Source organism: Agrobacterium sp. MS2 (assembly GCF_003261015.1).
GTDB lineage: Bacteria > Pseudomonadota > Alphaproteobacteria > Rhizobiales > Rhizobiaceae > Agrobacterium > Agrobacterium pusense.
Window position 1 is genome coordinate 53,312 of record NZ_QLNF01000033.1, and the last position, 20,161, is coordinate 73,472.

Annotated in this window: 22 protein-coding genes and 2 pseudogenes; 8 read left to right on the forward strand and 16 right to left on the reverse strand. The window is 61.2% G+C overall.

Features of this window, described 5'->3' with window-relative positions; translation table 11 throughout:
• The 5 genes and pseudogenes from DOU54_RS13400 to nirK all read right to left on the reverse strand — a co-directional run.
• Nucleotides 1-225 (reverse strand): annotated as a pseudogene (locus tag DOU54_RS13400) (PepSY domain-containing protein); the annotation flags it as partial.
• Nucleotides 226-795: 570 nt separating this feature from the next.
• The gene (locus tag DOU54_RS13410) at nucleotides 796-1,080 is read right to left on the reverse strand and encodes an antitoxin (RefSeq protein WP_113731402.1); all 285 of its coding nucleotides are present in this window, start codon (nucleotides 1,078-1,080) and stop codon (nucleotides 796-798) included.
• 139 nt (nucleotides 1,081-1,219) lie between these two features.
• Complete coding sequence (locus DOU54_RS13415; RefSeq protein WP_003585377.1) at nucleotides 1,220-1,921, reverse strand: Crp/Fnr family transcriptional regulator; 702 nt, start codon at nucleotides 1,919-1,921, stop codon at nucleotides 1,220-1,222.
• Nucleotides 1,922-2,066: 145 nt separating this feature from the next.
• Complete coding sequence (locus DOU54_RS13420) at nucleotides 2,067-2,984, reverse strand: SUMF1/EgtB/PvdO family nonheme iron enzyme (RefSeq protein ID WP_044460168.1); 918 nt, start codon at nucleotides 2,982-2,984, stop codon at nucleotides 2,067-2,069.
• 108 nt (nucleotides 2,985-3,092) lie between these two features.
• On the reverse strand, nucleotides 3,093-4,235 hold the full coding sequence (gene nirK, locus DOU54_RS13425) for a copper-containing nitrite reductase (protein WP_003585379.1): 1,143 nt from the start codon (nucleotides 4,233-4,235) through the stop codon (nucleotides 3,093-3,095).
• A gap of 236 nt (nucleotides 4,236-4,471) precedes the next feature.
• Here nirK and DOU54_RS13430 point away from each other — a divergent pair, with 236 nt between their 5' ends.
• Nucleotides 4,472-5,704, forward strand: a complete 1,233-nt coding sequence (locus tag DOU54_RS13430; RefSeq protein WP_113731403.1) for an NnrS family protein — start codon at nucleotides 4,472-4,474, stop codon at nucleotides 5,702-5,704.
• Nucleotides 5,705-5,789: 85 nt separating this feature from the next.
• On the opposite strand, the gene DOU54_RS13435 is transcribed toward DOU54_RS13430, so the two are convergent.
• The 8 genes from DOU54_RS13435 to DOU54_RS13470 form a co-directional block, all read right to left on the reverse strand.
• Nucleotides 5,790-6,323 carry a DUF2249 domain-containing protein gene (locus DOU54_RS13435; RefSeq protein WP_003585381.1) on the reverse strand — a complete coding sequence of 178 codons (534 nt, stop codon included), beginning with the start codon at nucleotides 6,321-6,323 and terminating at the stop codon, nucleotides 5,790-5,792.
• Nucleotides 6,324-6,401: 78 nt separating this feature from the next.
• The gene (locus DOU54_RS13440) at nucleotides 6,402-6,707 is read right to left on the reverse strand and encodes a DUF2249 domain-containing protein (protein WP_193603332.1); all 306 of its coding nucleotides are present in this window, start codon (nucleotides 6,705-6,707) and stop codon (nucleotides 6,402-6,404) included.
• A gap of 146 nt (nucleotides 6,708-6,853) precedes the next feature.
• Nucleotides 6,854-8,752, reverse strand: a complete 1,899-nt coding sequence (locus tag DOU54_RS13445) for a nitric oxide reductase activation protein NorD (protein ID WP_113731405.1) — start codon at nucleotides 8,750-8,752, stop codon at nucleotides 6,854-6,856.
• A 72-nt stretch (nucleotides 8,753-8,824) separates the two neighbouring features.
• On the reverse strand, nucleotides 8,825-9,637 hold the full coding sequence (locus DOU54_RS13450; RefSeq protein WP_003585384.1) for a CbbQ/NirQ/NorQ/GpvN family protein: 813 nt from the start codon (nucleotides 9,635-9,637) through the stop codon (nucleotides 8,825-8,827).
• Between the two features lie 63 nt (nucleotides 9,638-9,700).
• Nucleotides 9,701-11,047, reverse strand: coding sequence for a nitric-oxide reductase large subunit (locus DOU54_RS13455; RefSeq protein ID WP_113731406.1), 1,347 nt, complete (start codon nucleotides 11,045-11,047; stop codon nucleotides 9,701-9,703).
• Between the two features lie 24 nt (nucleotides 11,048-11,071).
• Nucleotides 11,072-11,524 carry a c-type cytochrome gene (locus DOU54_RS13460; protein WP_072495334.1) on the reverse strand — a complete coding sequence of 151 codons (453 nt, stop codon included), beginning with the start codon at nucleotides 11,522-11,524 and terminating at the stop codon, nucleotides 11,072-11,074.
• A gap of 178 nt (nucleotides 11,525-11,702) precedes the next feature.
• Nucleotides 11,703-11,993, reverse strand: a complete 291-nt coding sequence (locus tag DOU54_RS13465; protein WP_072495333.1) for a hypothetical protein — start codon at nucleotides 11,991-11,993, stop codon at nucleotides 11,703-11,705.
• Between the two features lie 5 nt (nucleotides 11,994-11,998).
• Nucleotides 11,999-12,532 (reverse strand): cytochrome c oxidase subunit 3, encoded by a 534-nt coding sequence (locus DOU54_RS13470; RefSeq protein ID WP_072495332.1) that lies wholly within the window; start codon nucleotides 12,530-12,532, stop codon nucleotides 11,999-12,001.
• Nucleotides 12,533-12,669: 137 nt separating this feature from the next.
• Between DOU54_RS13470 and DOU54_RS13475 the strand changes: the two genes are divergently transcribed.
• Both DOU54_RS13475 and DOU54_RS13480 read left to right on the forward strand, forming a co-directional pair.
• A complete protein-coding gene (locus DOU54_RS13475) occupies nucleotides 12,670-12,825 on the forward strand; it encodes a hypothetical protein (RefSeq protein ID WP_022557550.1) in 156 nt (51 codons plus the stop codon).
• A gap of 12 nt (nucleotides 12,826-12,837) precedes the next feature.
• Nucleotides 12,838-13,515: an NnrU family protein gene (locus DOU54_RS13480; protein WP_072495331.1), complete on the forward strand. Its 678-nt coding sequence runs from the start codon at nucleotides 12,838-12,840 to the stop codon at nucleotides 13,513-13,515.
• A gap of 4 nt (nucleotides 13,516-13,519) precedes the next feature.
• On the opposite strand, the gene DOU54_RS13485 is transcribed toward DOU54_RS13480, so the two are convergent.
• The 3 genes and pseudogenes from DOU54_RS13485 to DOU54_RS13495 all read right to left on the reverse strand — a co-directional run bounded on the left by DOU54_RS13485 (nucleotide 13,520) and on the right by DOU54_RS13495 (nucleotide 16,027).
• Nucleotides 13,520-14,110, reverse strand: a complete 591-nt coding sequence (locus DOU54_RS13485; protein ID WP_113731407.1) for a UbiX family flavin prenyltransferase — start codon at nucleotides 14,108-14,110, stop codon at nucleotides 13,520-13,522.
• A pseudogene (locus DOU54_RS13490) lies at nucleotides 14,107-15,620 on the reverse strand (UbiD family decarboxylase). The gene DOU54_RS13485 and the pseudogene DOU54_RS13490 overlap by 4 nt, the downstream one beginning before the upstream one ends.
• A gap of 56 nt (nucleotides 15,621-15,676) precedes the next feature.
• A complete protein-coding gene (locus tag DOU54_RS13495; protein ID WP_072495328.1) occupies nucleotides 15,677-16,027 on the reverse strand; it encodes a DUF488 domain-containing protein in 351 nt (116 codons plus the stop codon).
• 149 nt (nucleotides 16,028-16,176) lie between these two features.
• On the opposite strand from DOU54_RS13495, the gene ubiT reads away from it, so the two are divergent.
• The 5 genes from ubiT (at nucleotide 16,177) to DOU54_RS13520 (ending at nucleotide 20,107) form a co-directional block, all read left to right on the forward strand.
• A complete protein-coding gene (ubiT, locus tag DOU54_RS13500) occupies nucleotides 16,177-16,692 on the forward strand; it encodes a ubiquinone anaerobic biosynthesis accessory factor UbiT (protein ID WP_072495327.1) in 516 nt (171 codons plus the stop codon).
• Nucleotides 16,683-17,660, forward strand: coding sequence for a ubiquinone anaerobic biosynthesis protein UbiU (gene ubiU / locus DOU54_RS13505; protein WP_072495326.1), 978 nt, complete (start codon nucleotides 16,683-16,685; stop codon nucleotides 17,658-17,660). Before ubiT ends, ubiU begins: the two co-directional genes overlap by 10 nt.
• A 5-nt stretch (nucleotides 17,661-17,665) precedes the next feature.
• Nucleotides 17,666-18,604, forward strand: coding sequence for a ubiquinone anaerobic biosynthesis protein UbiV (gene ubiV, locus DOU54_RS13510; RefSeq protein WP_113731414.1), 939 nt, complete (start codon nucleotides 17,666-17,668; stop codon nucleotides 18,602-18,604).
• Nucleotides 18,601-18,975, forward strand: a complete 375-nt coding sequence (locus tag DOU54_RS13515) for a hypothetical protein (protein ID WP_113731408.1) — start codon at nucleotides 18,601-18,603, stop codon at nucleotides 18,973-18,975. Before ubiV ends, DOU54_RS13515 begins: the two co-directional genes overlap by 4 nt.
• A 148-nt stretch (nucleotides 18,976-19,123) precedes the next feature.
• The gene (locus DOU54_RS13520; RefSeq protein WP_072495324.1) at nucleotides 19,124-20,107 is read left to right on the forward strand and encodes an ABC transporter substrate-binding protein; all 984 of its coding nucleotides are present in this window, start codon (nucleotides 19,124-19,126) and stop codon (nucleotides 20,105-20,107) included.
• Nucleotides 20,108-20,161 lie beyond the last annotated feature (54 nt).

Consider the following 20,161-nt stretch of genomic DNA (forward strand, 5'->3'; position numbering starts at 1 on the left):
TTTCTTAAGATCCTTCAACCCCGTATAACCCGCTTTTTCGATCCGATCCTTTGCCTGGTCCTCAGTAAAACTGTTGGCGCCCTCCACCGGGGCCGTCGGGTTTTTCGTGTCGGGGGTCGCAATTGCCGGCGTGTTTCCGTCGCTGTTGGCCGCGGGCGCACCTTGAGCATGTGCCGTAAGGGCCGAGACACAAATGAAGGCGGCGGTGAGAACAGTGTTTTTCATGGTTTTCTCCCTAGCTCGGATCGCGTAGATTGATCCGCCTGATTAACCCTTTGATGTTGTTTTGGTTCCAGCATCGGCCGACACGCGCCTTCTTGGCATGCCGTTACAAGATCCGGTCGGTGCGGCAATGGACAACGGCGAGGATGTTTCCTCTCGCGCTGGGGGGCGTCCATCGTCGGCCGTGAGGGTGAAACGTCGCCTGGGTTCAAAGGCGACTCGGAATTCAGAAGTTTCCTTCAGTCGAATTTAACGATGGGGAGGGGATTTCGAAAGTCCTTAGCGCGCATGGCTGCACGGGTGGTGTGGGTCGAAGACGGCGGCCTGCTGACGCTGGTCCTTGACAGCGAGATCACGGCTCTTCGACAGGTCCGCCACGCTGTGTCCCACGCGGATATTCGCGCGTTTCCGCAGGCCTGCGCGACAGGCGTCGGATTTTGGTCTTCAGCGGACATTTTGCGGCGCTCTCATCCCTTGTTGCGCTTCGCCTCAATCGTTCCGGCTACGAAGCGATCGATCTGGCGAACCGGATGCACCAGCTCGTCTGATCGGCGGCCAATAAATGTGATGACCTCATTCGTGTCGAGAAAATGCGAGATCACGGAATACAGCATCAAGCTTCGGCCGGTGCTGCGGACCTGCCTGGTCGCGCCCGTCTTTCAAAAAAACGTCGCTCTCGCCGCGAGCCATCGCTGCTACCAGAGAGTTCCAGGCCTCGGCACGCTCAACATGGGGACGCAAGATCAGTGCATCGCCCTCTTGCGTAATGTCCACACGATCGACGTGGACACGCAATTCTTTCGGCAGGCGAATCCACTGGGAGTTACCGGACTGAAATACGCGGGCGACATGGGGCATGGTTCGCTCCCCTCAGTGTTTACCGCATTTATAAACATCATATGTCCCGCCACTTCAACTAGCAGCCTGCTTATAACCGACAGACAGTAAGAAATGCGCAAGAGCAGGTTGTCGCAATGAGCGAGGCCAAGGCTCCGCCCTAGACTTGACTGGTATCGCCGTCCGCCAGTTGAGCGAGGCCCGGCAGATCGCATACGAGAAGCTTCTGCCGGCCGCCCTGTACGAGGCCCTTGCTCTCCCAACTGGACAGGATGCGAGAAACGGTGTGGAGCGTGGTGCCGGTCATTTCCGCTATATCCTGCCGCGAGATCGGGAAGTCGATTCGAATACCGTCCACCTCCTTGCGCCCTGCCTGTTGCGAAAGGCGCAGTACGGCGTGCGCCACCCGACGCTCTACCTCCTGCGTCGACATTTCGCGGATGCGCGTATGGGCTTCCTCAAGACGTTGGCCAATGGTCTGCATGGCGGAGACGGCAAGGTGCGGGTTCTGCTCGACGAAGTGCGGCCAGAGGTCCGTTTGCCAGGAAAGGATCACGCTTTCGGCGGCCGTGGTCGCGGTACCGGGATAATCGGACCGCTGCAGCGCCCGGGCGAAACCGAAGAGATCACCGGGATGCACCACACGCACGATGATTTGCTGGCCATCGTGCGTGACCTGCGTCACCTTCAGGCGGCCATGAATGAGCAGGAAGAAATGCTTGGCTGGCTGGCCCTGCTCAAAGATGGCTTCGCCCGGCGGCACCAGCCGAGATGTGGCGTGCGTCAGCAGTCCGTCCAGCTCATCGTCGGCCATCCTGGCAAACAAGGCCAGCGACCGGATGACGCTTCGGTCAATCTTCACTTGCACCCTCTCCGTTAACTGGCACCGCGCTCCCTGCCAGGAGAAACATGATGCGAGCGTTCTGTATTCTCAACGACACAGCTCTACCCATCGGGCGAAGAAGAACAAATGATATAAATCAACTGGATGTTTTAAGTGACGACTATCACGTAGCCCGACCGGCTGCCCGGAGCTTTTCGACAAGCGGAGCATACCAGCGCGTATCCTTCACCAGCCGGAAGCCGAGATTGTCAGGCGGTACTCCGACAGCGCAGCCTCCGCTCTTCGGGTTTTTGACGAAGGCGCTCATAGCCGCCCGATGTTTTCCCGACGCGACCGGGATACCGCAGGAGGCAACGCTATCGATCGCCTCACCATCCTTGCCGAGCGTCACGCGGTGGCTGCAGCTCGATGTCCATTCCCAGACGTTGCCCCCGAAATCGGCAAGGCCATATTCGTTTTCGCCAAAGCTGCCATAGGATTGCGGAACCGGGTTGTCCGAGGCTTTACGGCTGGTCTGCCGCTCGTAATCGGCCAGCCAACGCAAGGCCGGGTTTTCGCTGTCCGCGCCGACACCCAGCGTCTCATCCGGAAAATGCGACCCGGCGGCGAAAGCCAGTTCAGCGTCGCTCGGCAGGCGCCAGACCTCGCCTGTCCGCTCACTCAGCCACGTCGCATAAGCGCGGGCGTCATCCTGGCTGATTCCGGTTGCCGGTATCTCGCCGCCGACCGGAGCGGCAAAGCCGGGTTCCGGCTGCTGACAGCCGCCTTCCGCTACGCAGCGCGCATAATCGCCGCTCGATACCTGATATTTCATGATCGTCAGATTTTGTCGCATCACTACGTCGACCACCGGGCCATCTACGGCATAGCCATTGCGGAAATATTCGCCCTCCGCCCGGTATGTGAAATGCCCGGCGGGCACTGTGACGACCTGTGGAGCCATCATGGTCGCGCGGTCATCAATGCCGCTGCGGATGATCCCGGATTGGAAACCGATGGCCGTTGCCAAAAGCGTTGCAATCGAGAGCGGGAGAAGAAGCGAGACGGCTTTTGGGAAGTGGCTGTTGCCGGAAATGCCCATGGGAACCTGCCTGCGTCGAGAAGACGCCAAAGTCGGGCCTGCGTTCAGGCGCGGAGAGCAGAACCTTAAGCGCGCCCGCGGCTGTCGACGGGCGCGCTTCCGCTTGTGTCAGATGCTCGACGGGGCGAGCACCGCCTGCATCAAGCTGTTGTTCCACTCGCCTGTCACCTTGAAATGGGCGGCCGCGCCCAGTTCGAAGGCTTCGATAAGGTTGTGATTGACATAGGCGTAGATGCCAGGCTGCTCGAAGGTATAGAAGGCCGCGCCTGCCGTGCCGCCGGGGATGAACCATGTTTCCTGGTCGAGATCCGGCGGGTTGCGGAATTTACCCGTTGCCCAGACATAATCGCCATGGCCGCCGATAAGGTGCGGGCGGGTATCACGGTTCGCCTGCGAATGCACGATCAGCACCTTTTCACCCACGGCGGCCTGAAGGGCGTGTTCTCCCGTTAGCGCGCCGACTGCACCGTTGAAGACGATGTGACTCGGTGTCAGCTTGCGCATCACCTCCAGCGTGTCGGCCATGGCGTCGCCGGCGCTTTCATATTTTTTGAAATTGCCGTTCTCGTCGCGCGGGATGTAGAAGTCCTGCTCGCCGACATAATAGATCTTGTCATAAACAAGCTCCTTGCCGTGGCCATCCGTCAGGCCCTCACGCGGCAGTACCATGATCGCGCCATTCATGCCCGAGGTGACGTGCCACGGCACCATGCCGGGAGGTGCGCAGTGATAGACGAAGACGCCGGCCTTGGTGGCCTTGAAGCGCAGGATCGCCTTTTCACCGGGGTTGACGATGGTGAGCCCGCCGCCGCCGAGCGCGCCGGTGGCCGAGTGGAAATCGATGTTGTGCTGTAGCTCATTGGTATCGGGGTTGATGAGGGTCAGTTCGACATAGTCGTCCTGGTGCACCACCATCAGAGGCCCCGGAACCGAACCGTTGAAGGTCATGGCGTGGACCTCGGTGCCCTTGTCGTCGAGGATCATCTTCTGCTCTTTGATCGTGAGCGTGAACTCGACGATCTTCGGCCCGCCTTCGGCTTTCTGCGTGTGAGCATGCACGAAGGGCGGCTTGACGAGATCAACTTTTACGCGAGGTAGTACTCCAATCTCCGCCTTCGTCAATGGCTTGGCCGCAGCCTTTTTTTCCTCTGCCGCGCTCGCTGTCGATGGCATGATGACGGGAGCCAAAGCCCCTGCAAATGCCGCGCCTGCGAGAATATTACGCCGTGTGATGTGGAAGGTTTCCGTCATCATATTTCTCCTGTCCCTCTTGGGGCAGAGCATGCTTTGCTCTGTCACAGCATTTGTAGTGGAGGTACGGAAATACAATTTGAGATGGAGCAAACTGCACGTCGCGCCACCTGCGACATTTTGGCAGGCGGTTACGGCTTCATGCGGACGGGTAGCACCTCCTCTTTGCCTGTTCGCAAAGAAGCGAGACGGGATTGCGTCTAGACATATGTCAAGACCAAATGAGGAGCATTACAATGAGTGGCAGCCAAACCGTTCCCACCCAGGGGCGCAGCCGGCCAAAAGGCGGCATTCCAAGGGGGCTGGCACGCAGCGGCCCGGTTATCTTTTCTTACGGTTTCCGTCCGTTTTTCCTCGGCGCCGCCCTCTGGGCCATTGTGGCGATGGCGTTGTGGATCGCAGCCCTTTCGGGCTTCATCGACCTCGGCGGGGATTACGGCGCACCGAACTGGCATGCCCATGAGATGCTGTTCGGTTTCGCTTCGGCGGTGCTGTCCGGCTTTCTACTGACGGCTGTGCCGAACTGGACGGGGCGGCTGCCGGTGTCGGGCAAACCCTTGGTGTGGCTGTTTGCGCTCTGGTGCGCCGGCCGGCTTTTCCTGCTTGTGCCGGACACGGTGGGCGTGGTCACCGCCGCAGCCGTGGACGGGCTTTTCCTGCCGGCACTTCTCACGATCTGCGCGCGCGAGGTCATTGCCGGGCGCAAATGGAAAGACCTGAAGGTGCTGGGCGGGCTGCTGGCGCTTTCGGTCGCTAACATCGTATTCCATGTGGCGGCGATCGAAGGCGACCTCAGCCAGATGGCGACCCGCCTCGCGGTCTCGGCCTACACCGTGCTTGTCATCATCGTCGGCGGCCGGATCGTGCCGAGTTTTACCCACAACTGGCTGAACCGGTTTGGCCGCACGGATTTTCCAGTCCCCTATAACGGTTTCGACACCGCAGCCATCCTGACCGGTATCGCGGCGCTGGCCGTCTGGACAATAGAGCCCGAGAGCATCGTGGCCGTGCCAACGGCGCTTCTGGCGGCTTTCATGCACGCCGTGCGTCTGGTCCGCTGGCGCGGCTGGACGACCTGGCCGGAGCAGGTGCTGGTGGTGCTGCATGCGGCCTATGCCTTCATTCCCGCCGGTTTCATCACCATAGCGCTGGCGGCGCTTGACGTCATGGACACGCGTTCCGTCCTGCATGTCTTCACCGTCGGCGTCATCGGCTGCATGATGGTTGCTGTCATGACGAGAGCGAGCCTTGGCCATACCGGGCGCAAGCTCGCGGCCAGCAGGGTCACCATCGCCGCGTACGTGGCGCTGATCGCCTGCGCGCTGTTGAGACCGGCAGCCGAGTTCTTCCCCGGCGCGATGATGCATCTCTACGCCTGCTCGGCGCTCCTCTGGATCGTGGGTTTCGGTCTGTTCTGCTTCGAGTACGGGCCAATCCTGATGCGCGAGCGCAAACCGCTCAAAGCCTAGAAGGCCTCCTTGCCATACCGCCAAAACAAAACGCCCCGGAAGCAATTTCAGGGGCGTTTTGTTTTCCGGGAGTTTGACTTCTGGTTCAATGCGCGCCGGCACCGGCGCGGATGAAAATGCGAAACGCCGTACGCGCCTCGTCGAAATTTCCGGCCCATTGATGACCCCGGGCCAGAAGCTCCGGGTAGAGGAAGGTCGGTTCCTGCGGCATCAGCAAGAAGATCACGGAACCTAGGGGAAGACGGTCAAGTGTGGCAAGCGTACGGGCCGTTTGACCCCCGGTCGCCTCATCGCGCAGATCGAGATAGACGACCGGGTCGGGCCATATCTGCGGCTCCTCCGCGTTGCCCGCAAGTGCGGGCGACACGGAAATCTGCTCGGCTTCACTGGATCGCGGCGTGAACAGCACCTCCCAGTCGCCGCCGCCGATTTCCCGGACCTGATGGTCGAAACCGCGTTCGGCCATCACCTTGAACAGTGGACTGGGCCGGAAGGTGGCGTATAATCGCAGCGCCTCACCGGGCGCAAGCCCTGCCACGGCTTCCATGATGGCCGGAAAAGGCTCGCCGCCGCTCAGCAAAAGCGGCCGGACATCGAGTTCCCTGATCATTTCCGTCATTGCATCACCTCATCTGTCGGCTGGCGGCGGCAGGGGCCGTCCGCCAGAGGAATTTTCACCATGCCGCAGGCGCTGGGCTCAATGTTCGGATCCGCAGCAGCATTCGCAGCCGGAGATATCGTCTTCCGAACCTTCGGCCTGTTCTTCCAGGCGGCCGATATCGAGGCGCCAGACGTCCGGACCCTGTTGGAGATATTCCCAGCCGAACTGGCCAGGGAAATTGGTGGCCAGCTGGTAAAGCAGCGGACGGGGATCGTGATCGCTGGTGATCTGTAGCGATTGCCCCTCGGTCAACGCGCCGAGCGCACCGAAAATGCGCGGATGGCGTTCGCGATGCGGAATGATGCGCACATCGATATTGGTTGCGGTTTGGGCTTCGGACATAGGCTGGCTCCATGGCCGCGGATGGAATGATGCCCGGCGGTGCGGCCGGCCGGCGGACTGGAAAAACCTATCCGCCCGGCGGTCGGGAGACATTGTCGCCGCGCAAATAAACCTGAGATTCGTCAGGTCCGTCTGCGTGACATGCGTCAGCCGGCAAGGCTGCGATAGATTGCCGGCAGCGCAGATGGCAGCTTGGCGATCCTGTTGACGATGGCATAACCGTTCTGGCCGAACATGGCCGGAATATAGGATTGCGCCTTGCTGTCGACGGTCACGCCGAAGACGCTGACGCCCGAGCGCCGCGCCTCGGAAACCGCACGGCGGCTGTCCTCGATGGCGAAGCGGCCCTCATAGTGATCGACATCGTTCGGCTTCCCGTCCGTCAGCAGCAGAAGCAGCTTGCGCCGCTCCGGCCTCTCATGCAGCTTGGCGCTGGCGTGGCGGATGGCCGGGCCGATGCGGGTATAGAAACCGGGTTTTAGCGCCGCAATACGACGCTCGACAGCGTGGCCCATTGGCTCCTCGAAATCCTTCACCGTTTCCACCCGCACCCAGGAACGGCGGCGGGAGGTGAAGGTCAGGATGGAGTGACTGTCACCGCAGGCGGAAAGCCCGTGCGCAAGCACCAGCAGGGCTTCCTTCTCCACATCGAGCACCCGGCGATTGTCGAACCAGGCATCGGTGGACAAGGACACATCGACGAGGATCGTTACGGCGAGATCATGCGCCTGCGGGCGACTGGCCATATGAATGCGGTCGCTGCCCTGTCCTCCGGAGGCGATATCACTTCTGGCGCGCACCACGGCGTCAAGATCGAGATCGTTGCCGTCAAGCTGGGCGCGCAGCATCTCGTGGCGCGGTCTCAGCACCTCGAATTGCCGCCTGACCCGGCGGATGAGGCTTTTGGTGTCCGGGTCGGGTTCCGGTGCCGTCTCCGCGTCTTTCGCCGGACCGGCGATGACCCGGCAATGATCGGCGAGATAGCTGCTGCTGCGATAATCCCATTCGGGATAGGTCAGTTCCGCTGTAAGCGGGGTATGGTTCAATGCTTCGGGCGGCAGGTCCAGATCGAAGCGGAGGCGGGCGGAAGGCCGTCCCTTTCTCTCGCCCAGCGTCATGTCATCCAGTTCGTCGGCTGCGCTGCCGTCGGCATCGTCGCTATCGTCACCGGGACGATCGACATTGACCATCTCCGCCATGGCGAGGATTTTTTCGAAACGGTTGAGGATGAAGGGGCTGCGTTCCGTCTGCCGGTTCTCCGCCTTTTCACGCACGGCGATATGACGGGCCGCTTCCGCCCCCTGTGGTGCTGCGCTCGCCGCCGGCTGGTCTTCGCTTTGCCTGGCCTCGGATGTTTCGCGCAGCAGCGTGTCCGGCCACAGCGGAACAGGCAGCATCGGCAGATAACGCGGCGGCGCTTTGGCTAGAAGACCGACGGGCGGCGGATAGTCTTCGATCCCTGCCGCATCGGCCAGCATGGAAAGCACCCGCTGTTCCACCTGCTGTTCCGCCTGCGGCAGCGGCCGCTTCTGCCGCACCGCGAGCATGGCGGCGCAAAGCCGGCGATAACGGGTCTTCATGCCGGGAAAAGCATGGGTTACGGTCTCTGCCAGTTCCGTGGCGCGGTCGAGCCGGGCAAGATCGTTGCGCAACGGGTCGGCGGCCATGACTGGTTCAAGCGGCATCATCGCCATGGCGGCGGCGAGCCAGAAATAAAGATCGCGATTGAGGTGGCGGTCGGGAAATAGATCGAGCACTGGCGGCAGCATCAGCGTGGCATGATCGCGTCCGGGCTGGGCAAGCTTTTCTTCGCCAAGGCCCATGCGCTGGCGAAGCCTCAGCCGGTGTGTGGAGGTGCGGGCGCGCGCCGGGGCGATCTGCACCGCGTGTTCACCGCCAAAACCGCGGAAACATATGGCCAGCACGGCCTGCATGTCTTCCAGCCTGACGGCGTGATCGGGAAAGCGCAGCCATGTGCCGGTTTCGCCGATCAGCCTGTGCCAGGCGCGGCCGACGGTTTCTTCCAGTTCCAGAAAGTCCAGCATGGTTTATCCTCATGGCATCGAGCCGGAATGCGCGGGTAATACCGCGCATTCAGATATTGATATAAATGTGCCTTATCGTATGACCGCATCCGCGACTTCATGCAGCGCGGCCTTCACATCCGGCTCGTCGGACAGCGGTTCGATCATCGCCGCGCGCACGGCCTGACGGGCGGGAAGGCCGGTATCGATGAGGCTGGCGCAATAAACGAGCAGGCGGGTGGAGACGCCTTCTTCCAGATCGTGGCCTTTCAGGCCGCGCAGCCGGTGGGCGAGATCGACGAGCGGCTCGACATCGCGCGCATCGAGCCCGCTTTCATGCGACACGACGGCAATCTCCTGCTCTTTGGGCAGAAAATCGAATTCAATGGCGACGAAGCGCTGGCGGGTGCTGGGTTTCAGGCTTTTCAGCAGGTTCTGGTAGCCGGGATTGTAGGATACGACGAGCATGAAACCCGAGGGCGCTTCCAGAACCTCGCCGGTGCGCTCCAGCGGCAGGATACGACGGTCGTCGGTGAGCGGATGCAGCACAACGGCCACATCCTTGCGCGCTTCCACAATCTCGTCGAGGTAACATATGCCGCCCTGACGCACGGATCGTGTCAGCGGGCCGTCCATCCACACGGTTTCACCGCCTTTCAGCAGGTAACGACCGGTCAGATCGGCGGCGGCAAGATCGTCGTGACATGAAACGGTCGAAAGCGGCAGGCCGAGTTTTGCCGCCATATGGCTGACGAAACGGGTCTTGCCGCAACCTGTCGGGCCTTTCAGCAGCAGCGGCAATTGCCGCACCCAGGCGCTTTCGAACAGCGTGCATTCATTGCCAAGCGCGGTATAGAACGGCGTGTCCGGCAAAGGCTGCGGCGGGGGGCGGAAAATCGTATTCATGGTCATCTCCATGGTTGGTGGTAAGGACCGGCTCTCGGGGGAAAAGGAGAGCCGGTCCGTTTCTCATTCGGCGGGCTGCACGAGGCGGGCGACGTCGCCCTGTTTCTGCTTGCCCGGCACCAGGACTGCCCAGATGAACATGACCGCCGAAATGAGAACTGCGAAACCGGAGCCGAGACGGATCCAGTAGAAGATCGCCAGCTGGTCCTGCACATCCATGAAGCTTTCGCCCATGACGCGCTGAAGCTGGATCTGCACCACGCCGGCAAAGGTCAGCGCGAAGGTCATGACCGACATGGCCGTGCACATCACCCAGAAGCTCGTCATCGAAAGCCACTGATTGTAGGGCGCGCGTTTCTTCATTTCGGGGATGGCGTAGGCCATCATCGCAAGGTTCAGCATCACATAGGCGCCGAAGAAGGCGAGGTGGCCGTGGGCGGCGGTAAGCTGCGTGCCGTGGCTGTAATAGTTCACCGAAGACAACGTGTGCAGGAAACCCCAGACGCCGGCGCCGAAGAAGGCCATGACCGAGCAGCCGATCGACCACAGAAGCGCTGCGCGGTTCTCATGCTTGCGGCCGGCCTTCCAGGTCATGACGAAGGTGAAGATGACCATGGTGAAGAAGGGGGCCACTTCCAGCGTCGAGAACAGCGAACCGATCCATTGCCAATAACCGGGCGCGCCGATCCAGTAATAATGGTGGCCGGTGCCGAGAATGCCCGAAAAGAGGGCAAGGCCGACGATGACATAGAGCCATTTTTCCACCACTTCGCGGTCGATGCCGTTGAGCTTGATCATAAGGAAGGCGAGGATTGACGCCATGATCAGTTCCCACACGCCTTCCACCCACAGATGGATGACGTACCACCAGTACATCTTGTCGAGCGCCAGGTTCATGGGGTTGTAGAAGGCGAAGAGGAAGAAGATCGCCAGCCCCCAGAGTCCGAAGAGCAGGATGTTGATGACGGTGGTTTTGCGGCCCTTCAGCGCTGTCATGGTGATGTTGAACAGGAACATCAAAACGACAAGCACTATGCCGACCTTGATGGCGAAAGGCTGTTCGAGGAATTCGCGGCCCTCATGGATGCGGAAGATATAACCGACCACGGCGACGGCGGCGGCCACCAGGAAGATCCAGAACTGCGCGATGGCGAGCTTGGGGCTGTAAAGCTCCGTTTCCGTTTCTTCCGGCAGAAGATAGAAGGTCGAACCCATGAAACCCATCAGCAGCCAAACCACAAGGGCATTGGTGTGGATCATGCGCACGATGTTAAAGGGCAGAAGCTCGGAAAGCGTATTGGGCAGCACGTAGATCGTCGCGGCGACGACGCCGAACAGGATCTGCGCCACGAACAGCCCGATTGCGCCGTAAAAATACAGCATGGCGACTTTTTGCGTCTGGTATTTCATCTCGTCATCTCCTTGCCGTCAGCCTCAACCCGCATCGTTCGGCGGCCAGTTCTGCGTCTTGATCCGGCTCGTCCATTCGAGAAAGTCGACGAGATCATCGAGTTCCTGTTCGGTGAGATTGAACTGCGGCATCTGGCGCCGGCCCTCGATGCCGGTGGGCTGGGCTGCCATCCAGGCCTTGATGGAATCGCGCGCCGCATCCTTGTCGTCCACGCCGCCATAGCGCTTCCAGACATTGCCGAGTTCGGGCGCGAAATAGGCGCCTTCGCCGAGCAGCGTGTGACAGTTGATGCAGGAATTTTTCTCCCACACATGTTTGCCGCGCGCGACGCTTTCCGTCAGCGTGCTTTCATCCGTCGAGGTGGTGCGTATGTAATAATGGCTATGGGCGGTCAGCCCGACAAAAATGGCGAAGAAGAAGATGGAGCCGCCGTAAAAGACGTTTCGCGCTCCTGTTTTGGTCAGGCGTTCTGCCATGCCAATGGTCCTTTCCATCCGGAAGACCGCTTATGCGGACTGGCTTGATCGAACCCTCTTGCCGGGATTTGCCAGCAGGCTGGCGGAATGCGGTGGGGTCTGACGCCTTTCTAGCCGCTGGCTGCCGGCGTTCTTTGCCATTTGGCAAACAAGTGGAGAGGTGGCGTTATCCGCCTTTTCAGAGCGGCAAAATGCCCTGCAGGAACGCCCGCAAAAGGGCTGCGGCGGCAAAGATGGCAGGCCATGCCAGAAGTGCCGTGCGCAGCAGGCCCCGCTCTTCGCCAAAACCCAGAAAATCGTCGATGACGCGTCTGGATTTCAGGAGCGCGAAAAGCAGCATCAGGCAGGCGACGGCAACCGGCGGCAGAAGCGCCGCCTTCCACGAGGTGACGGCGGCCGTACCGGCGAGAACGAGAATGGCGAGCACTGCAAAACTTCTTGCAAGCTGGCGGGAGGTGCGGTGGATCATGACTGTCAAACCAGATAGACGATGGGAAAAATGACGATCCAGACGAGATCGATCACATGCCACAGCGTCGTCACCAGCGTGACGTTCTCGTTTTTCGGGAAGACTGCGACGAGAAACAGCAGCACGGCCACGAAGACGACATGCAGCAGATGGAAGCCGGTGAGCAGAAAATAGAGCTCGAAGAAAGCGCCATAGGCGGGATCGGAGGCGAAGGCGATTTCGGTGGAATATTCATAGAGTTTTACGCCGACGAAAACGAAGCCCAGCAGGCCGGCAAGCGCGAGCGCCCGCCTTCTTCCCGGCAGCGCGGTGTGGCGACTGGCCGCAACGGCCGCCTGCCAGCCGCTTGCCAGCAAAATCAGCGTATTGAGACCGGCAAGCTGCGGCTGCAGATGCTGGCGCGCGGCGGCGAAGGCCTCGGGCTTGAGGGCGAAGGCAATGATGAAGGCACCGGTCAGCGCGCCGAAAGCGGCAAGTTCGCTCCAGACCAGAATCCACAAAAGCAGGCTTCCGCTTTCCTCTTCCGTATTGATCGCCATGGTCTTGTCCGTAATTGTAAAACAGCAAGCCACGCTTAGGCGTCCTCAAACCCCGCTTCTTTGCGGTCGGTCAAAGAAGGGAGCGTGCAAAGTCCTATTGTCATGACAAAGCGCAACTCTGGAAAATGGAGCTTCCCATGAACGACGCGCAGGTCGGGCTGATTGTCGCAACCCCTATTATCGTTGGCTTTGCGGTGCTGTTGTACCGTATGGGTGTGTTGCAGCGCATGGGTGCGGTTTCCGCCGTGCTTGCCTCCGTGGCCATTGCTTCGGTGCTGTTCCTGAACCAGTAAGAAGGCAGTCACATGCTTGAACTTGTCGCCGCTCTTTCGCTTTTCGTGGCGCTGCATTCCATTCCCGCCGTACCTGCCGTGCGCGGCCGGCTGATTGCGGCCATCGGCAGGCCCGCCTATTTCGGGACTTATTCCGCCGTTTCGCTTCTGACGCTGGGCTGGGTATTTTATGCCGCGCTGTCGGTCGATTATATTCCGCTTTGGGATGTTGCGCCCTGGCAGGCGCATGTCACCTTTCTGGCAGCGCCGATTGGCCTGTTTTTCGTGCTGGCCGGCCTCCTCAGCGTCAATCCGCTTTCCATTTCCGTGCGGCAGGGAGATAGACCGGGGGCAATCGTGCGCATCACGCGGCACCCGGTACTCGTCGGCTTTTTGTTCTGGTCGTTGGGGCATGTCGTGCCGAATGGCGACCTGCGTTCCGTCATCCTGTTCGGCGGCTTTGCGCTGTTTTCGCTTGGCGGGATGGCGATGACCGAAAAACGCGCGCGGAAAAGACTGGGTAATGCATGGAGCGCGGCGGCTGCTAAAAATGCAACGATCCCTTTCGCAGCAATGCTTTCCGGCAAAACGCGCCTCGCCGTGGACGGGCCGATGCTGCTAGCCGCGGCGCTGACAGGGTTGACGGTGTGGTGGCTGCTGGCCGGTGGTCATGCCGCGCTCTTTGGTGCTGACCCGATGGCCTATCTTTGATGGCTCACGACGTCTTCACCATATGCGGCTGCCATATCGGCGCCTGCGGCGCGGAAGCGATGCTGAGCTGATCGATGGCGCGGGCGGCGAGCTGGTCGACGATATCGAAGAAGCTTTGCGGTCGGTTGTAAAAGGCCGGCACCGGCGGCATGACGATGGCGCCGGCCTCCGTGACAGTGCACATATTGCGCAGATGGATGAGATGCAGCGGCGTCTCGCGGGTCATCAAAACCAGTTTCCGCCGCTCCTTCAGTTGCACATCGGCGGCGCGGGTGATGAGATTGTCTGAAAGTCCGGTTGCTATGGCGGCAAGTGTACGCATGGAGCACGGTGCGACGATCATGCCGGCCGTTGGGAAGGAGCCGCTGGCAATCGCCGCACCAATATCATCGACGGCATGATTGACGCTGGCGAGCGACAACATCCGCCCCATGGCTTGCGCACCTTCCTCATGTAGCACGGTGCGTCTGGCGGATTGCGACAGGACGAGATGGATTTCGACGCTTTTCATCCCGGCAAGGCGCTCGACAATACGCAACGCAATGCCGGCACCCGAAGCGCCGGTGACGCCGACCACGACGCGGTACGGGATCATAGCCGTTCTCCAAGGCCGAGATCGCGCCACATCAGATCCACTTTCGCGATCACGTCTGGCGTCATCGACAGCACACGGCCCCATTCACGCTCCGTTTCCGGCGGCAGCTTGCGGGTCGCATCCAGCCCCATCTTGCCGCCGAGCCCGGCTTTAGGAGAGGCGAAGTCGAGATAATCGATTGGCGTATCGTTTATGATCATCGTATCGCGCGAAGCATCGAAACGGGTGGATAGCGCCCAGATGACATCCTCCCAGTTGCGCACATCAATGTCGGGATCGACCAGAATGATGAGCTTCACATAACTGAACTGCGGCAGCATCGACCAAAGGCCCATCATCACCCGCTTTGCCTGACCGGATAACGCTTGTCGATGGAGGCGACCATGATGCGGTAGGAACAGGCCTCCGGCGGCATCCACAGATCGTCGATTTCCGTAAACTGCTTTTTCACGAGCGGCAGGAAAATCTCGAGCATGGCTTCGCCGAGAACCGAAGGCTCATCCGGCGGCCGGCCGGTATAGGTGGAAAGATAGATCGGATCGCGGCGCATGGTGATTGCCGAGAGCGTCATGACCGGGAAGGATTCGACCGAATTATAATAGCCGGTATGGTCGCCATAAGGGCCTTCGAGTGCCGTTTCCGATCCCGAAACGGTGCCCTCCAGTACGATCTCGGCATTGGCCGGCACCGGCATCGGCACGGTTAAAGCTTTTGCGATGCGGCTTTTCGAGCCGCGCAGCAGGCCGGAGAAGCCAAGCTCGCTGATATGGTCGGGAAGCGGCATCACGGCAGCGAGAATGGTGGCGGGATCGGCACCGATGGCGACGGTAACGGGCATATCCAGCCCGCGCGCTCGCCACAGCCGGTGGTGATGCGCGCCGCCGCGATGCGCCAGCCAGCGCATGATCACCCTGTCCGGTCCCAACACCTGCATGCGATAGATGCCGACATTGATATCGTCGGGATCGTCAGGCGAACGGGTGATGACCAGCGGCCATGTGATGAGCGGGGCCGGCTCGCCCGGCCAGCACCATTGCACCGGCAGGCCGGCAAGGTCGAGCGCATCGCCTGTCAACACCCTTTCCTGCACCGGCGCGCGTGAGACGTTTCGTGGCCGCATGGAAAGTGCTGCTCTCAGAAGAGGTAGCTTACCCCACGCTTCGGCCATGGATTTCGGCGGTCGCGGCTCGCGTAATTCGGCGAGCTTTTGTCCAAGTGCGGGCAGGCCGCCGGTCTCAAGCCCCAGCCCCCATTCGATACGTTGCCGCGTGCCGAAAAGATTGGTAAGCAGCGGCATGTCCCGCACCTTGCCCTCATGGTCGACGGGTTGCTCGAACAGCAGCGCCGGCCCGCCATCGGCGAGCACGCGGCGGTGGATTTCGGTGATTTCATGCACCAGCGAGACCGGCTGGCGAATTCGCCGCAGCTGCCCGCGTTCTTCCAGCAACCGGGCGAAACTGCGCAGATCGGCTGCGTGGGCGGGTTTAGTTTCTGTTTTCTCGTCTCTCATGCCGCCTGTTTGCCGATGGCAGTACGGCATGTCCTTGCGCTGCCGCAAATGCGGCTTCAATGCGAACGAAGATAGTCGGCGAGAACCAGGGCGTGGTTATGTTCGATATCATGGGCGGCATAAAGCAGCGTGACGCGGCCTTTCGCCATCAGCTCCTTCATGTGCGCCACGGCATCGGGATTGGCCGAGAGTTCCTTATGATAATGCCGGGTAAATTCCTCAAAGCGAGACGGCATATGGGAGAAGTTCTTGCGCAATTCGTTGCTGGGCGCGATGTCCTTCATCCACAGGGAAAGCTTTGCCTTTTCCTTGCTCATGCCGCGCGGCCAGAGCCGGTCCACCAGAATGCGCGCGCCGTCATCGTCGCTGGCGGGTTCGTAAATCCGTTTGACCCTTAAATCGGACACGGGCGGCCTCCGTCGCTTGGCAAGTGAATGAATTATAGCGGCTTTTGTGAAGGCGCACCTGAAAATTTCCCTGTCTTTGCGTTCGCTCAAACCGCCACCCGCGCGCTGCGGTTAGGTTGCCGCCCGCAACTGAGCCGACAGGACCTTTCATGAGATCTTTTCCCGCCGCCATCGCCCGCCCCATGAATTTCCTACCCCTTGCCGTGGTGCAGCGAGCGACGGCGGCGATGCTGGCACAGATCATGAAGCGGCATCCGGATATGTTCGTCCGGCTCGGTGAACATCGTGGCAAGCGCTACGCCTTTCTGCCCGTCGATCTCCCCTTCGCCTTCATGGTCGAGCCGGCAGGTCGCGCCATCACCGTCAGCCGCAAGGCTCGCTTGGCCAAGGCGGATGCGGCGGTCGAGGGACCGCTTTTCATGCTGCTTGCGCTGATGGAGGGGCGGCAGGATGCCGATGCGCTGTTCTTTTCGCGTGATCTCAGCGTCACCGGCGACATGGAGGCGATGCTGGCGCTGCGCAATGCGCTTGATGACAGCGGCATCGATCTGCCGCGTGACCTCGGTGCATTTGCCGGGCCTTTCGCGCCCATGATAACGCGTGTCGCGAACCGCCTGCGTGGCCATGTTCTGTCCGAAACGCGGGGAGTTGACGCATGGAACTGATCTGTCCTGCGGGAACGCCTGCCGCCTTTCGCGAGGCCGTGGATGCCGGGGCGAATGCGGTCTATTGCGGTTTTCGCGATGAAACCAATGCCCGCAATTTCCCCGGCCTTAATTTTTCCCGCGAGGAACTTGCCGAGGCCATCGTTTACGCGAAAAAGCGCGGTGTCCAGACCTTCGTGGCGCTCAACACCTTCATGCGTGCTGGCAATGAGGATATCTGGTATCGCGGCTCGGCCGATGCGATTAAGGCGGGGGCGGACGCACTTATCCTTGCCGATTTCGGTCTGATGGCGCATGTGGCGGAACATCATCCGCAGCAGCGTATCCACGTCTCCGTGCAGGCCTCCGCCTCCAATGCGGATGCGGTGAATTTCCTCGTCGATGCCTTCGGCGCGAAACGCGTGGTGCTGCCGCGCACCCTGACGATTGCCGACATCGCCCGGCTGGCGCGGCAAATCCGCTGCGAAATCGAAATCTTCGTGTTCGGAGGTCTCTGCGTCATGGCGGAAGGGCGCTGCTCGCTGTCGTCTTACACCACAGGCAAGTCACCCAACATGAACGGCGTCTGCTCGCCGGCAAGCCACGTCCGCTACCGGCAGGACGGGCAGGCGCTGGTGTCGGAACTTGGCGAATACACCATCAACCGATTTCCGGCCGGCGAGGCGGCGGGTTACCCCACGCTGTGCAAGGGCCGTTTCGAGATTGCCGATGACAAGTCCTATGCCTTCGAAGATCCGGTATCGCTTGACGTGATGGACCAGATCGATGCGCTGCGCGAGGCGGGGGTCAGCGCGCTGAAGATCGAGGGTCGCCAGCGCGGCAAGGCCTATGTGGCGGAAGTGGTTTCCACCCTGCACCGGGCGCTTTCCGCCGGTGCCGAAGAACGGGGACGGCTGCTCTCGCGCCTGCGGCTCTTAAGCGAAGGCCAGCGCACCACCGTTGGCGCTTATGAAAAACGCTGGAGATGAAGGCGATGGCAAAACCCGCAAAGGCCACTCTGGCGCTCGGCCCGGTCCTTTATCTCTGGCAGGGCGAGAAATGGCGAGATTTTTATTTCCGCATCGCCGATGAAGCGCCCGTCAGCCACGTCTATCTCGGTGAAACCGTCTGCTCCAAACGGTTTCATTTTACCGAGCCGCATCTGGCCGACGTGATCGAGCGACTGGAGAGTGCCGAAAAGAAGGTGATCCTCTCGAAGCTTTCGCTGGTGACGCTGGAGCGGGAAAGTCGCCAGCTGCGCGGTCTGATCGCCGACAGTCCCTATCCGGTCGAGGCGAACGATCTTTCCGCGCTCGGCATTCTGCACGGCACGCCGCATGTCGTCGGGCCAATGGTGAATGTTTATAATGCCGCAACCGCGCGGCTGCTTTCTTCTCGTGGGGCAAGCGCCATCTGCCTGCCGCCGGAACTGCCGATGACCTCGGTCGAGCGGATCGTGGCGCAGACGCCCAATGTGGGCTTCGAAATCTTCGCCTTCGGCCGCCTGCCGCTCGCCATTTCGGCGCGCTGCGCCCATGCCCGCGCCAAGGGCAATATCAAGGATAATTGCCAGTTCGTCTGCGGTGACGACCCTGACGGATTGCCGGTGCGCACGCTTGACCGGCAGTCGTTTCTGGCGCTGAACGGCGTGCAGACGGTGTCGCATACCTGCCAGTCGCTGCTTGGCGAATTGCAGGACCTAGCCGCCGCCGGCATTTCCCGCTTCCGGCTGTCGCCGCAGGACTGCGACATGGTTGCGGTGGCGCAAATCCATCACGATGTTCTGGCCGGCAGGCGGGAGGCGGAAGACGGTCTTGCACGTCTCGGGCAAATCTACCCGGACGTGCCCTTTTCCAATGGTTTCCACCACGGGCAGGAAGGGGCGGCCTGGATCGCCCGTGCCCGCAACACGGCGCATGGGGTGAATGCATGACGACGGACGAGCAAAAGCTGCCCGCAGCGGCGCCGGGCGGAGCGGATATCGCGGCGGCAATCCATCTCGTGCGCGACATTGTCTTGCAGAGCGCGCTTGATTGCGGCTGCCGCGACAGGGTGCACGAGGCGCTGCGCGAACTCGAGGATTTCGAGCGCCAGCGCAATATCGTCAAGCTTCTGGCCGCCGCCCGCGAGGAGCGGCGCAAGATAGCGCTCCTGACCGAGATGCTCTGCGACTTCGCCGAAGACGACACGGTGGATGAAGGTGTGGTCGAAACCGCAAGCCTGATGTTTCTCGATATCGCTGCCGCCGCCCAGGAGGGCTCGCGGCTCCTGCGGGACGCGCTCTCACTCAAGAAGGGTGAATAATCCCTGTTTTCGGCTCTGTTTGATCCTGCGCAAAGAGCGGGTGCTTGCAAAATGTCATTTCCGGGTTGGTGACGCGCCGGGACCGGAAGACAGGTCTGAGCGGGCGTCACGCGCATCATGGCGCTTCCGGCGCGAAAGGATCAGGACCATGGCCCATCTCACCCGTCGTCAGGCTCTTTCAGCCTTTTCCGGGCTCGCGGTCGCGACACTTGCCGTACCGCATGTTGCGAAGGCGGAAGCGCCGCTCACCTTTTATGGCCCTCCGGCCGCGCCGTCGGCCGTGCTGGCCCATGCGGTAAAGGGCGGGTTCCTAAAGGATGTCACACCCGGAGCGGTCTTCAAAGCCTGGAAAACCCCGGATGAAATGCGTGCCGCCGTCGCCTCCGGTTCCATGGGAGCGGTGGTGATGCCGAGCTACGGCGTCGCCAATCTCCACAATCGCGGTCTCGGCCTCGGGCTGTTGAACGTGCTGACCACGGGCCTGCTCCATATCGTTTCGAAAGACGGGACGCTGAACTCCCTGCAAAGCCTTTCCGGCAAGACCCTCGCTTTGCCGTTCAAGAACGACATGCCCGATTTCGTGCTGCGCCGCCTTGTTGCTGAAAACGGCCTGAAGCCCGGCTACATCAAGCTGGAATATGCCGCCTCGCCGCCGGAAGCCGTGCAATTGCTGCTGACGGGACGGGTGGATGCCGCCCTGCTGAGCGAGCCGGCCGCGACCGCCGTGCTCATCAAGGCGAAGTCTTTTTTCATGACCGTCCATCGCACCATCGATATTCAGCGGGAATGGGCGAAGGTGGCCGGCAAGGCTGAAATTCCGCAGGCTGGCCTCGCCTTGACATCGCCGGTCCAGCAAAAACTCGGCAGGGCCGGCATCGAGGCTTTGCAGGGCGCCATGGAGACGGCGCTCGCCAGCGCCGCGGCCGATCCGAAGACGGCGGCCGCTGCGGCCGCCGATGCCTTGGGTTTCCCGCCGGAAATCATCGCCGCCTCCTTCCCGACAAGTCATCTATGCGCCCTTAAGGCGAGCGCTGCGCGCGCCGATCTCGAGGCGTTCTACGATGAGCTTGCCAGGGCCGACCCGGCAATCATCGGCGGCCGGCGGCCGGATGACGGGTTTTATCTGGTGTAGCAGGCATGAACCGCATTCTCGAAAGTCTTGGCTGGATGGGCCGCTATCTCTGGG

Bases quoted from the DNA above. Each gene is read 5' to 3' on its own strand.
- DOU54_RS13440 (WP_193603332.1), bottom strand. From the start codon at position 6,707: ATGTCCGAAGCCCAAACCGCAACCAATATCGATGTGCGCATCATTCCG.
- ubiV (WP_113731414.1), top strand. From the start codon at position 17,666: ATGGCAAAACCCGCAAAGGCCACTCTGGCGCTCGGCCCGGTCCTTTAT.
- DOU54_RS13435 (WP_003585381.1), bottom strand. From the start codon at position 6,323: ATGACGGAAATGATCAGGGAACTCGATGTCCGGCCGCTTTTGCTGAGC.
- DOU54_RS13420 (WP_044460168.1), bottom strand. From the start codon at position 2,984: ATGGGCATTTCCGGCAACAGCCACTTCCCAAAAGCCGTCTCGCTTCTT.
- DOU54_RS13460 (WP_072495334.1), bottom strand. From the start codon at position 11,524: ATGGCAGAACGCCTGACCAAAACAGGAGCGCGAAACGTCTTTTACGGC.
- DOU54_RS13515 (WP_113731408.1), top strand. From the start codon at position 18,601: ATGACGACGGACGAGCAAAAGCTGCCCGCAGCGGCGCCGGGCGGAGCG.
- DOU54_RS13430 (WP_113731403.1), top strand. From the start codon at position 4,472: ATGAGTGGCAGCCAAACCGTTCCCACCCAGGGGCGCAGCCGGCCAAAA.
- DOU54_RS13475 (WP_022557550.1), top strand. From the start codon at position 12,670: ATGAACGACGCGCAGGTCGGGCTGATTGTCGCAACCCCTATTATCGTT.
- ubiT (WP_072495327.1), top strand. From the start codon at position 16,177: ATGAGATCTTTTCCCGCCGCCATCGCCCGCCCCATGAATTTCCTACCC.
- ubiU (WP_072495326.1), top strand. From the start codon at position 16,683: ATGGAACTGATCTGTCCTGCGGGAACGCCTGCCGCCTTTCGCGAGGCC.
- nirK (WP_003585379.1), bottom strand. From the start codon at position 4,235: ATGACGGAAACCTTCCACATCACACGGCGTAATATTCTCGCAGGCGCG.
- DOU54_RS13480 (WP_072495331.1), top strand. From the start codon at position 12,838: ATGCTTGAACTTGTCGCCGCTCTTTCGCTTTTCGTGGCGCTGCATTCC.
- DOU54_RS13455 (WP_113731406.1), bottom strand. From the start codon at position 11,047: ATGAAATACCAGACGCAAAAAGTCGCCATGCTGTATTTTTACGGCGCA.
- DOU54_RS13465 (WP_072495333.1), bottom strand. From the start codon at position 11,993: ATGATCCACCGCACCTCCCGCCAGCTTGCAAGAAGTTTTGCAGTGCTC.
- DOU54_RS13450 (WP_003585384.1), bottom strand. From the start codon at position 9,637: ATGAATACGATTTTCCGCCCCCCGCCGCAGCCTTTGCCGGACACGCCG.
- DOU54_RS13470 (WP_072495332.1), bottom strand. From the start codon at position 12,532: ATGGCGATCAATACGGAAGAGGAAAGCGGAAGCCTGCTTTTGTGGATT.
- DOU54_RS13410 (WP_113731402.1), bottom strand. From the start codon at position 1,080: ATGCCCCATGTCGCCCGCGTATTTCAGTCCGGTAACTCCCAGTGGATT.
- DOU54_RS13520 (WP_072495324.1), top strand. From the start codon at position 19,124: ATGGCCCATCTCACCCGTCGTCAGGCTCTTTCAGCCTTTTCCGGGCTC.
- DOU54_RS13445 (WP_113731405.1), bottom strand. From the start codon at position 8,752: ATGCTGGACTTTCTGGAACTGGAAGAAACCGTCGGCCGCGCCTGGCAC.
- DOU54_RS13485 (WP_113731407.1), bottom strand. From the start codon at position 14,110: ATGATCCCGTACCGCGTCGTGGTCGGCGTCACCGGCGCTTCGGGTGCC.